The following is a 12,176-nucleotide window of genomic DNA, read 5'->3' as shown; positions in this document are numbered from 1 at the left end:
GGGCGGGAGCTGAGCGCCCCGTGTCGCGCGGGGCCCTGAACACGTGGCAAAATAGGGACTTGTGCCCCGGGCCTTGAGTCCTCCGGCACGGTCCGCTCTGGTGTAACGGCAGCACCCCGGCCTTTGGAGCCGTGGAGTATAGGTTCGAATCCTATGGGCGGAACTGCTGCGCGGGGCGCGATCATGAGGATGGCACCCGGTGCCCGGCGGCCTGGCCCGCCGGACGCCGTCAAGCGCCAGCACAATCAAGCAAGGAGAGCCCGTACGTGATCCCCGAGAATGCCGGCCCGGCCGCTGTAATCGTTCTGGCAGCAGGCGCCGGTACCCGGATGAAGTCGCGTACCCCCAAGATCCTGCATGAGATCGGCGGCCTCTCCATGGTGGGCCACGCCCTCCGTGCGGCCCGCAGCATCGCCCCGCAAAGGCTTGCGATTGTGGTGCGGCACGAACGCGACCTGGTGGCCGGCCACGTATCGGCCCTCGACCCCGACGCCGTCATTGTGGACCAGGACGACGTGCCCGGCACCGGCCGCGCCGTGGAAGCCGCCCTGCATGCCCTGCACGCGGATGAGGACCTGGCTGGAACCGTGGTGGTCACTTACGGTGACGTGCCCCTGCTGTCCGGCGAACTGCTGAAGGAACTCGTTGCCACCCACGAACGCGAAGGCAACGCCGTCACGGTCCTCACGGCGGTCCTGGACGACGCCGCCGGCTACGGCCGCATCCTCCGCGGTGAGGACGGCTCCGTCACCGGCATCCGCGAACACAAGGACGCATCCGAGGCCGAAAAGCTGATCCGGGAAGTCAATTCCGGGATCTACGCCTTCGACGCCGCCGTGCTCCGCGAGGCGCTGGCCAAGGTGACCACCGACAACGCCCAGGGCGAGAAATACCTCACCGACGTGCTGGGACTCGCGCGCGAGGCAGGCGGCCGCGTTGCCGCTGTCGTCACGGCTGACCGCTGGCAGGTGGAAGGCGCCAACGACCGCGTCCAGCTCGCAGCACTCGGCGCCGAACTGAACCGCCGCACCGTGGAAACCTGGATGCGTGCCGGCGTCACTGTCGTGGACCCCTCCACCACCTGGATCGATTCCTCCGTCACCCTGGACGAGGACGTCCGGCTCCTGCCCAACACCCAGCTGCACGGCACCACCACGGTGGCCAGGGACGCCGTCGTGGGCCCCGACACCACCCTGACCGACGTCGAGGTCGGCGAGGGCGCCACGGTGGTCCGCACCCATGGCTCCGGCTCGGTGATCGGCCCGCGCGCCGCCGTCGGCCCCTTCACCTACCTTCGCCCCGGCACCGTCCTGGGCGAAAAGGGAAAGATCGGCGCCTTTTACGAAACCAAGAACGTCACCATCGGCCGTGGCTCCAAGCTGTCCCACCTGGGGTATGCCGGGGACGCCGAAATCGGCGAGGACACCAACATCGGCTGTGGCAACATCACGGCCAATTACGACGGCGAGAAGAAGCACCGCACGGTGATCGGCTCGGGCGTCCGGACAGGCTCCAACACGGTCTTTGTTGCCCCGGTCACCGTGGGGGACGGCGCCTACAGCGGCGCCGGCGCGGTGATCCGCAAAGACGTACCGGCCGGTGCCCTGGCGCTGAGCATCGCTGCACAGCGCAACACCGAAGGCTGGGTTCCGGCGCACCGCCCCGGAACCCGCTCCGCCGAACTGGCCCAGGCGGCCACCAATGACTCCTCAAGTACCCCGGCATCTACAGAAGAGGGCAAGTAACAATGAGCGAAATTACGGCGCACGGCGAGAAGAAGCTGGTGCTTGCCTCCGGGCGGGCCCATCCGGAGCTGGCCCGGGAAATCGCCAAGGAGCTCGGCACCGAACTCCTCCCGCTGGATGCCTACGACTTCGCGAACGGCGAGATCTACGTCCGCGCCGGCGAGAGTGTCCGCGGCACCGACGCCTTCGTGATCCAGGCGCACCCCGCCCCGCTGAACAACCACCTGATGGAACAGCTGATCATGATCGATTCGCTGAAGCGGGCCTCCGCCAAGCGGATCACCGTGGTTTCGCCGTTCTATCCGTATGCCCGCCAGGACAAGAAGGGCCGCGGCCGCGAACCCATCTCCGCGCGGCTGGTGGCGGATCTCTACAAGACCGCCGGCGCCGACCGCATCATGAGCGTGGACCTGCACACCTCCCAGATCCAGGGCTTCTTCGACGGCCCGGTTGACCACCTGATGGCCATTCCGCTGCTGGCCGACTACATCCGGACCCGCGTGGGCTCGGACAACATCACCGTTGTGTCCCCGGACACCGGCCGCGTCCGCGTAGCCGAGCAGTGGGCCGAACGCCTGGGCGGTGCACCCCTTGCCTTCGTCCACAAGAGCCGCGACCTCACCGTCCCCAACCAGGCCGTCTCCAAGACCGTGGTGGGCCAGATCGAGGGGCGCACCTGCGTCCTGATCGACGACATGATCGATACCGGCGGAACCATCTCCGGCGCCGTCACCGTCCTGAAGAACGCCGGCGCCAAGGATGTCATCATCGCGGCCACCCACGCCGTCTTCTCCGACCCCGCTGCCCGCCGCCTCTCGGAGTCAGGCGCGCGCGAAGTGGTGGTCACCAACACGCTCCCGCTCGGTTCGTCCCAGCGCTTCCCGCAGCTCACGGTCCTTTCGATCGCGCCACTGATCGCCAGGGCCATCCGCGAGGTGTTCGACGACGGTTCGGTCACCAGCCTCTTCGACGGCAAGGCCTAGGACAGTACTTGACGAAACCCCGCCGGCAGGAGCCGGCGGGGTTTCGGCCCACACCGCCCCCTGAGCTTGCGAGCCCAGGGGGCGGTGCGGATTAAAGGAAATGGTCCCCGCACTGGTAGGCTTTTAGGCGACACCTTGGCGAGGGAGGGCATAACCTCCGTTATCGACTGGGTCTGCGTCCCTCCTACGGGGACTGCCTTCTTGAAGGGCCGCCTTCCGGCCGCCCGGCGTTGAAGGTCACACCAGACCTCCGCCCTTGCTGAACCTCGTTTAGTCTTCAAGGAGATTTCCATGTCTGAGCAGAAGCTCGCAGCAGAACTGCGCACCGAATTCGGCAAGGGCTACGCCCGCCGCGCCCGGATGGCCAACCTGATCCCCGCCGTCATCTACGGCCACGGCGCAGACCCCATCCACGTGACCCTGCCTGCGAAGGCCACCACCCTGGCCGTCCGCACCCCCAACGCCCTGCTGTCCCTGGACATCAACGGCGAAGGCCACCTGGCCCTGGTCAAGGACGTCCAGCGCGATCCCGTAAAGCAGATCATCGAGCACATCGACCTCCTGACCGTCCGCCAGGGCGAGAAGGTCACGGTTGACGTTCCGGTCCACGTTGAAGGCGAATCGGCCCCCGGCACCGTCCACAACCTGGAACTGACGGTCGTCTCCCTCGAGGCCGAGGCCACCCACCTGCCCACCGCCATCGAGGTCAGCATCGAAGGCCGCGCCGCCGGCGAGCACATCCACGCCTCCGACCTGGTCCTGCCCAAGGGCACCGTCCTCCTGACCGACGCCGAGGCACTCGTGGTGAACATTTCCGAGGCCGTCGAAATCGCCGAGGAAGGCGAAGAAACCGAAGCTGCCGCAGAAGGCGCAGCAGAGGAAGCTCCCGCAGCCGAAGAAGAAGCAGCCGAGTAACCACTCCGCCGTTTCCCGCAGTGGCCGGACCTCCAGGGGTCCGGCCACTGCCATGTCCGCAGGCCGCGTCCTTCTATGCGCTGCCATCCTGTCCACGCCGTCCCCCTAGGATTGAACCCATGACAGACACCTGGCTGATCGTCGGCCTCGGCAACCCCGGCGCGCAGTACCAAGGCAACAGGCACAACGTAGGCCAGATGGTGCTCGATGAAATTGCGGGCCGCATCGGGGCCGGCTTCAAGACCCATAAGGCCCGGGCCCAGGTCCTTGAAGGCCGGCTGGGCATTGGTGGGCCCAGGGTGGTCCTGGCGAAGCCGATGAGCTACATGAACGTTTCCGGTGGGCCGGTCTCCGCCCTCGCCAACTTCTATGGCATCGCCGCAGACCATGTGGTCGCGGTACACGACGAGATCGACATCCCGTTCAACACGGTCAAACTCAAGCTCGGCGGCGGGGAAGGCGGCCACAACGGTTTGCGGGACATCTCCAAGGCGCTCGGCACCAAGGACTACCTGCGGGTCCGTGTAGGGGTGGGCCGTCCGCCCGGCAGGATGGACACCGCCGACTACGTATTGCGAGACTTTGGCACCGCGGAGCTCAAGGAACTGCCCTTCCTGCTGGACGACGCAGCCGATGCCGTAGAGTCCCTCCTCCGTGACGGGCTCACCGCCGCCCAGCAGAAATTCCACCCTGCCAAAGCGGCCTCACCACAGACAGAAAAGTAAAAGTTCCCTCCGGCCCTGTTTCCGTGTCTGTGGCACAGGGTACTCTTCTTCCTATGCGGGGGAGCAATGGGGCTACATCCCGCTATTGCAGGATGTAGGGGAAAAGTTCATGTCGATCGAGCCACTCAGCTGGGGACGTGGGTCAACGCCGCAAGGTGACGGGCTGCCCACGCCGACCTCCGGGGCCCCGGAGGGCCAGCAATGGTCCATGCCTGCACGAAGCGCCAACCTCGACGCCGTCCGCACCGCCCTGACCAGCGAAAACTCCCTGGGTGTTGTGATCACCGGTGCCAGGGGAGTGGGTAAGTCCTCCTTGGCCCGCGCAGCAGTTGCGGACCTCGGTCCGGACGTCTGGTCATTGCAGCTCCGGAGCGGGCCTTCGGGCTCCACCACCCCGTACGGCTGCCTGTCGTTCCTGCTGGCCCGGCTGCCGCAGGCCTACATGGGGTCGCCCACCGCCATCCTGCGCGGCATCACCTCGCTTATCCGCAGCGACGCCGCCGGAAGGCCCTGCGTCATCACGCTGGACACCTCCACCAGCATCGACGACATGAGCGCCGGCGTGCTGCTGAACGTCCTGCTGACCGGTACGGCCAAAATTGTTGCAGTTGCCCCCAATTCCAGTGACTTGCCGGCGGATTTCCACTGGCTGCTCACGGAACGGAAGCTGACCGAAGTACGGCTCAGCAACCTCAACGAGCTGCAGACCAGGCAGGTCCTGCTGTCCCTGCTGGGCCACCGCGTCGCTTCCTCACTGGTCAGCACCTACCACCAGATGGTGGGTGGAAATCCCTTGCTGCTCAAAGCCCTGGTCACCGAACAGCAGCTCTCCGGAAACCTTGTCCTGTCTGATTCCGTCTGGACGCTGCGGGACAAGGTGGTTCTCGACGGCGCTGCCAGCCTTGATGACATCGTCCGTTCCCGGTGGTCGCGGGAAACACCCGGAACCCGCGAGGTCATCGAGATGCTCTCCTGCGCCCGGCGGGTGGAGCTCTCCAGCCTCACCGCCATTTACGGCGCGGACGTGGTCGCTGACATGGAAGACGGCGGGCTGCTGGAGATTGATGACTCCGAGCACCGCTGGGTGTCGCTGCGGGAGAAATACATCGGGGACGTCGTGAGGACCTGGCTGAGCATTTCCCGGCGGCGGGAGCTTCGCAACGTTTTGCTGGGCGGCCGGGAGCCGGATCCGGCAGCCATGACGGTGGAGGAACTGATGTCCTTTGCCGCCTGGACCCACGAGTGCGAGGCCGAGCTGGCTCCGGCGCTGGCGCTGGCGGCGGCCCAGGCCGCGGTCCAGCTCTTCGATCCCCGTTTTGCTTTGACCTACGCGGATATGGTGCAGAGGACCGACGCCGGGTGGGCGTCCGCGCAGCGGCAAAAGGCCGCGGCGTACCTTCAGTTGGACCTGCCGGTCCAGGCCCTCTCCGCCCTGGAGGATATTTCCCAGCCAGAACTTGAGGCCCTGGACTTTGAGGAATATGCCCAGGTAGTTGCCGCCAAAGCGCGGGTCATGCGCTCCCTTCCGGAGCAGGCGGCCAAGGTCCCGGAACTGCTCGCCTTCGCCCGGGAATGGCTGGACCGGACGGCCCAGGGGTCTTCCTGGCCCGCGCCGGCAGCAGTGGCGGCGAACCGCATCTCCTTGAGTGAATTCGAATACCAGGCCCATGCCGGTGAGTACGCTGCCATGATCCCCGCGCTCGAACGTGCGGCCGATCCCGCCGTCAACCCGGACACCGAGTTCCGGCTCCAGTCCGCGATCACCCTGATGAGCGCCCTCGCGCTGACCGGTCGCGAGATGGACGCCCTGGGCCTTATGCGGCAGCTCGGCGGCCAGCTCACCGACGCCTCGCACATCGTCGGCCTGCGTGAGCGCTACATCAGGGAGGCCTACTTCGTCCTGCTGGTGGCGGGGCAGTGGCGGCGCTGCATCGATCTCCTCACCCCCTTCAGCGCCGGCCAGCCCCACCGGCTGCCGTACCGCAGCGCCGCCACCGAGCTCGCTGCCGGGGTGGCCTTTGCTTTTTCCGGCCGCGGCGAAGCCGCCCTGGAGCCCTTGATCTCCGCTGCAGCCCAGCTGGAGCTGCAACCGGTCCAGGCGGCGCTGCGAACCGCGTACGCGGCCACGGCCCTGGCTTATGCGCAGACCGGCAACGCTGCGTTCGCCCGCAAGTACCTCACCAAGCTGCAACGGACGTCCGGCAAGGCAGGATTCGCCACGGAGAGCATCATCGAATTCTGTGCGCTGGTCGCCGGCCGGTGGCTGGGAGACTCGGAAGCGGTGGCCGGCCTCAAGCAGGGTGCCCGCCGTAACCTGGAGGCGGGCAGGCACACCATCGCCGGCCTCTACCTGCTGGCAGCAACCGTGAACGGCAGCGATACCGACTTCCGTCTTCTGGAGGACATCGCCGGTCACCGGCAGGGCCCGCTGGCGGAAGTGTCACGGCTGATCGCCGTCGGAAGCAGGACAAAGGATGCCAAGGCCCTGCTCGCTGGCGGCGAACTCGCGGCCACGCTCGAACTCGACGCCGTGGAAGCCCGATGCATGGCACTTGCGGTGGATTTCGCCCGCCAGGAGGGGGACGCCCTCTCTGCACGGACGGCGCAGGCACGGCTGGACATCCTGGCCGCCACAGTCTCCAACCTGCCGATCGTGCCCAGCAGCGGGAGCCCGCTGCTGACCAGCCGGGAACGGCAAATTGCCCGCATGGCCGGCCGCGGCGCCTCAAACCGTGACATCGCCATGGAAATGGGTGTGTCAGTCCGCACCGTTGAAGGCCATCTGTACCAGGTCTTCACTAAGCTGGGCGTGACTTCAAGGGGTGATCTGACTGGACTCGTCTAATGGCCACAAGCCGCCGGCTGCGCACCGGCTCCTGACCGGCCGCCGGGAGCCGGTGGACCGGATCTGCAACATGGTGCGGAACGGCACCCACCAGGCCGTCTTCATCATGGCCGGCGCGGGCATTGGAAAGTCGGCAGTGACTGACGCCGTGACGGAGCGCCTCGCCGGGAGCATGAGTATCCTGCGCATCCACGCCAGCTCGGCCCTGGCAGGGGTGCCGTTCGGGGTCCTGACTCCCTATACGGGGGAGCTCACGGCGGAGGAGTCCGTCTCACCCGTCGCGGTGCTCCGTTCCATGTGGTCATACTTCGAGAAGCTGAAGGGCGGCAACGGAGCTCCTGTCCTGCTTGCCGTGGACGATGCCCACCACCTGGACGACGCATCGGCAGGCGTGCTGGCCGAGGTGATCTCGGCCGGCTGGGCCACCGTGGTGGCGGCCGCCCGTCCCCGGCCCGGCCTGCCGCAGCCGTTGGACCAGCTGTGGTACGACGGTCTTGCCGAGCGCGTGGACCTCCGTCCCCTCAACCGCGAACAGATTGAAGAGGTCCTGGCCCACGCCCTTGACGGGACAGTCCCTGGAGCGACTGTGGACGCCATTTGGAATGCGTCGGGAGGCAACCCCCGGATACTCGATGCCCTGCTCCATGACTCTGCTGAGGCCGGCGTCCTCGCTAAACGCAACGGAATCTGGATGCTGCTGGGCTCCCTGCCCGCGGACGGGCCACGCCTCGCAGCGGTGGTGGCCAAGGACCACCTCCGGCGCGGGCCCGAGGAACAGGAAGCCCTGAAGCTCATCGCCCTCGCAGGGCCGGTGGGCAGGAAAGTCATCGAAGACATCAGCGGGGCTGCGGTGGTCCGTTCACTGCTGGACCAGCAAATGATCGTTGAAGCGCCCGGCATCCCGGCCGAGCTTGCCATCTGGAACGGGCTCTTTGCCGGCGCCATCAGGAATACTGTCTCCGTCTCCCGCAGCCTCCAGCTGCTGGAGAAGGTCAAGGCCCACCAGGACCCCACCCTGCTGCAGGGGGAGGGCCGGCTGCGATCCGTGGAGTGGGCCCTGGAGTGCGGACTCCGGGTCAGTGACGACGAGCTGCTGTCGGCAGCCAAAGAGGCCCTGCTGAGGTTCCGCAACCACAGTGCGCGTTCCATCGCGGCACGCATCCACCATCCTCCGCTGGTTCCGATGGCCCAGGCCATCCAGGCGCGGGCACTGTACAACGAAGGCTCCTATTCGGAGGCCGCGGCCCTCCTGGACGCCTGCTGGCTCCCGCTGGCGGGGGACACCGAGGGTCCGGCGGTTCTGCTGCTCCGGGTTTCGGCACACCAGGCCCTCGGCCACCCCCTTGGCGTGGTGGCGGAGGACGTCGAAAAGCACGCCGCACCTTCCGGCGGCGAAAAGAGCTGGCAGGAAGAACTCCTGCACCTGCTGCAGCTGGCTGCCGAGGTCAACGTCCAGGCGTTGAACGACTACGTGGACGCCATGCGGAAGCGCCGCGCAGGCTCCGGCGGCGAACCCCTCCGTGCCATGGCCGAGGGGCTGCTGGCCCATGCCCTGGCTTCCGCCGGACGCCCCGTACAGGGCCTGGAGGCTGCCCTGCTGGCAGCCTCGGAGCTTCCCCCGTTGCAGGGCAGCCTTTTTTTCTTCCCGGAGTTCGTGCTGGGGCGGCTGGTCTCCGACTACCTGGCCATGGGTGAATGGGAGTCGGCTGAGCGGGAACTCAACCACTACGCCGCCGGAAATGCACCCGGGGCCGCCACCTTCAACGGAAGCCTTGAGCTGCTCCAGGGCTACTCGCTGCTGCGGCAGGGGAGAATGGAGCGCGCCTACCAGGTGCTGCTGCCCGCCGTCGAGGCGCTGAGGCTCAATGACCCGCTGCAGCTGTACCGGTTCGGCACCGCACTGGGCTTCTACGCTGCCGCCAGGCTGGGGGACTCGGAACAGGCAAAGCGCCTGGAACAGGATCACAAAGATGCCGGTGCCGGCTGGCCCGCGCATGATCTCCTTGCTGAAGCCTACGTGTCCGCGGCTGCCGAATACCTTGCCCGGGACGGCAAGGGCCTGGCCGCCTTACAGACGCTGATGACCACCACGGAGGCGTCCGCCCGGACCGGAAACCTCCTTGAAGTCTTCGCCATGTGCTGGGACCTCGGTGACCCCTCGGTTGTCCCCATGGTGCAGACGGCCGCCCGCGGGGTGGAAGGCCGCTGGGCGGAAGCCCTGCTGACCCTGGCCACCGCTTGGGAAAACGCCGACGGGGATACCCTCATGGCAACGGCTGCCTCGCTGGAGGAGGCAGGCTTTGTCAACCTGGCCCGGGAAGCGTATGCCCGCGCCAGTACGGTACTGGAACAGGCCGGCGAACGCCGCCGGTCCCGGCAGGCCGTTGCCCAGCGCGAGAAGTGCGACCACGAACTCGGGGAACGGTTCCGGGAAGGCCGCTTCATTGCAGCGGCGCCGGCCGTCCGCCTCACCCGGCGGGAACAGGACATCGTGGAGCTGGCAGTGCAGGGGCTGACCGACCGGGAGATTGCGCAGCGGCTGATGGTCTCCGTACGGACGGTGGAGGGCCACCTCTACCGCACCTACGTCAAGCTTGGGGTCCGAAGCCGCGATGAGCTGGAGTCCGCCCTCCCCAAGTAGGTCCCGGCCGCCGCGCGCGCTGTTTTCCGCATAGCTGTCCGTTCCCAGGTCCTGTGCGCCCTCGTGCGGGTAGCCGCTGCCCGCCGGACGCAGGTTCCCGCTGCCCACGGGTCGCCGGCCGCGTAGGAGGGCCGCGCCCCGGTAGTTCTCCCCGGGGGATTCGAGTACTTCCTACTCGTGTACGGGAGGCCGCCGCAGGCTTTACTTAAGGAGGCAAAGCAAAGCGGCCGGCTGGAAGCCGCGGAGCAGGCCGAACAGGACATTGAGGCCCTCTCAACTTCCGGTCCCCACGGGGCCGGGCATAGACGGGGCCGGCGACGTCAGAGTCTTCTGAGACCGAGACTCTCCCCCCAGCCGTCGCCGGCCCTCTGCTCCCTCGGCTGAAGCCCGGGGCAGCGGTGGCGGCTGCCCCTCCCGGGCGGCCGCCACAGCCGTGTGTGGGACAATTGGGTGTCAGACATTGGCAGCCCAAGGAGTTCGTTTTGGCCGTAGTATCAACGCCAGCCACACTGGAACATGCCGTCCCTGTCATGGACAACGCCGAGGTGCTGCGCATCCGCAATGACTTCCCGGTCCTTAACCAGCTGGTCAACGGGCAGCCGCTGGTCTACCTCGACTCCGGGGCCACGTCGCAGAATCCCTTGAGCGTCATCGAAGCGGAGCAGGAGTTCTACGAGCAGCGCAATGCTGCGGTGCACCGCGGGGCCCACCATCTTGCGGTGGAGGCCACGGAGGTCTTCGAAGACGCCCGGCAGACCATTGCCGACTTCATTGGTGCCGACTACGCCGAAACCATCTGGACGTCCAACGCCACAGAAGGACTGAACCTCCTGTCCTATGCGCTCTCCAATGCCGGGCTGTGGGCTGCCCAGGGGCGCGGCGACCAAGCCCTCAGGGGGCTGGCCCTGAAGCCCGGAGACGAAATCGTGGTGACGGAAATGGAGCACCACGCCAACCTGATTCCGTGGCAGGAGCTGGCATTCCGCACGGGGGCCACGCTCCGCTACATCCCCATTGGGGATGACGGCAGCCTCCGCATGGAGCAGGCGGAAAGCATCATCGGCCCGCGCACCAAAGTCCTGGCTTTCACCCACGCTTCGAACGTCCTGGGAATCATCAACCCCGTACGGGAACTGACGGCCCTGGGACATGCCGTGGGCGCCTTGGTTGTCCTGGATGCCTGCCAGTCCGCGCCGCACCTGCCCTTGGATGTCAAGGAGCTGGACGTGGATTTCGCGGTCTTCTCCGGCCACAAGATGCTTGCCCCCACCGGGATCGGAGTGCTCTACGGGCGCCAGGAGCTCCTGGACATCCTGCCGCCGTTCCTGACGGGCGGATCCATGATCACCACTGTCACCATGGAACGGGCCGAGTACCTTCCGGCGCCGCAGCGTTTCGAGGCCGGGACGCAGCGCATCTCCCAGGCAGTTGCCCTGGCCGCTGCCGCCAACTACCTCACCGAGACGGGGCTGGACCGCATCCACCGGTGGGAGGCAGAGTTGGGCCAGCGCATGGTGGCGGGACTGGAGGGCATTCCCGGTATCAGGGTCTTGGGTCCGGCCGCCGGGCGGGAGCGGATCGGCCTTGCCGCGTTCGACGTCGAAGGTGTCCACGCCCACGACGTCGGCCAGTTCCTGGACTCACGGGGAATTGCCGTCCGCGTGGGGCACCACTGCGCCCAGCCGCTGCACCGAAGGCTTGGCCTGACCGCCACCACCCGCGCCAGCGCCTACCTCTACAACACCACTGACGACGTGGACCGCTTCCTCGAAGCCGTCGCGGGCGTCCGGGCCTACTTCCGCGCCTAGCGGAGAAGACGAAAGGTGACACCATGAGCCTTGACCAGCTGTACCAGCAGATCATCCTGGATCATTCCAAGGCCCGCCACGGCAGCGGGCTTGCCGCCACGGAAGCGCCCGAAGGCACGTCCACGGGGCAGTCCCACCAGCTCAACCCGGTGTGCGGAGACGAAGTGACCCTTCGGCTCGCCGTCCAGGAGGGAAAGGTGGCCCAGATTGCGTGGGACGGGGCCGGGTGCTCCATCTCCATGGCCTCCGCATCCGTCCTCACCGACCTCGCCGAGGGCATGACAGTGGCCGAGTTGCATGAAGTCATCGACAGCTTCCGGGAGGTGCTGCGCTCCCGGGGGAAGGTCCACGCCGATCCCGAACTGCTGGGGGACGCCGCTGCGTTCGAAGGAGTGGCCCGCTACGCAGCCCGGGTGAAGTGCGCCATGATTTCCTGGGTGGCGGCCGAGGACGCGCTCAACCAGGCTGCCTGAGCCGGACAGCAAACAGCCCGGGCCTTCTCCAGCAGGAGGAA

At 67.1% G+C, this 12,176-nt stretch carries 8 protein-coding genes and 1 tRNA gene; all 9 read left to right on the top strand.

The genetic code is table 11. The features are described 5' to 3' along the window. The first annotated feature begins 91 nt into the window (after nucleotides 1-91). The 9 genes from PUN51_RS07690 to sufU all read left to right on the top strand — a co-directional run bounded on the left by PUN51_RS07690 (nucleotide 92) and on the right by sufU (nucleotide 12,135). A tRNA-Gln gene (locus PUN51_RS07690) sits at nucleotides 92-163 on the top strand. A 103-nt stretch (nucleotides 164-266) separates the two neighbouring features. Continuing rightward, nucleotides 267-1,745, top strand: coding sequence for a bifunctional UDP-N-acetylglucosamine diphosphorylase/glucosamine-1-phosphate N-acetyltransferase GlmU (glmU, locus tag PUN51_RS07685; protein WP_275180402.1), 1,479 nt, complete (start codon nucleotides 267-269; stop codon nucleotides 1,743-1,745). A gap of 2 nt (nucleotides 1,746-1,747) precedes the next feature. Then, nucleotides 1,748-2,728 carry a ribose-phosphate diphosphokinase gene (locus PUN51_RS07680; RefSeq protein ID WP_159632494.1) on the top strand — a complete coding sequence of 327 codons (981 nt, stop codon included), beginning with the start codon at nucleotides 1,748-1,750 and terminating at the stop codon, nucleotides 2,726-2,728. Between the two features lie 291 nt (nucleotides 2,729-3,019). Next, nucleotides 3,020-3,643 (top strand): 50S ribosomal protein L25/general stress protein Ctc, encoded by a 624-nt coding sequence (locus tag PUN51_RS07675; RefSeq protein ID WP_159632493.1) that lies wholly within the window; start codon nucleotides 3,020-3,022, stop codon nucleotides 3,641-3,643. A gap of 119 nt (nucleotides 3,644-3,762) precedes the next feature. After that, nucleotides 3,763-4,368, top strand: coding sequence for an aminoacyl-tRNA hydrolase (pth, locus tag PUN51_RS07670; RefSeq protein WP_275180401.1), 606 nt, complete (start codon nucleotides 3,763-3,765; stop codon nucleotides 4,366-4,368). Between the two features lie 208 nt (nucleotides 4,369-4,576). Next, on the top strand, nucleotides 4,577-7,213 hold the full coding sequence (locus tag PUN51_RS07665) for a helix-turn-helix transcriptional regulator (RefSeq protein ID WP_275180400.1): 2,637 nt from the start codon (nucleotides 4,577-4,579) through the stop codon (nucleotides 7,211-7,213). 70 nt (nucleotides 7,214-7,283) lie between these two features. After that, on the top strand, nucleotides 7,284-9,854 hold the full coding sequence (locus PUN51_RS07660; RefSeq protein ID WP_275180399.1) for a LuxR family transcriptional regulator: 2,571 nt from the start codon (nucleotides 7,284-7,286) through the stop codon (nucleotides 9,852-9,854). A 482-nt stretch (nucleotides 9,855-10,336) separates the two neighbouring features. Next, nucleotides 10,337-11,662 carry a SufS family cysteine desulfurase gene (locus tag PUN51_RS07655; RefSeq protein ID WP_275180398.1) on the top strand — a complete coding sequence of 442 codons (1,326 nt, stop codon included), beginning with the start codon at nucleotides 10,337-10,339 and terminating at the stop codon, nucleotides 11,660-11,662. Nucleotides 11,663-11,685: 23 nt separating this feature from the next. Further along, complete coding sequence (gene sufU, locus PUN51_RS07650) at nucleotides 11,686-12,135, top strand: Fe-S cluster assembly sulfur transfer protein SufU (protein ID WP_159632488.1); 450 nt, start codon at nucleotides 11,686-11,688, stop codon at nucleotides 12,133-12,135. Nucleotides 12,136-12,176 lie beyond the last annotated feature (41 nt).

The organism is Arthrobacter sp. NQ4 (assembly GCF_029077345.1).
In the GTDB taxonomy this organism is placed as follows: domain Bacteria; phylum Actinomycetota; class Actinomycetes; order Actinomycetales; family Micrococcaceae; genus Arthrobacter.
This window is presented reverse-complemented; position numbering and strand designations above follow the sequence as displayed.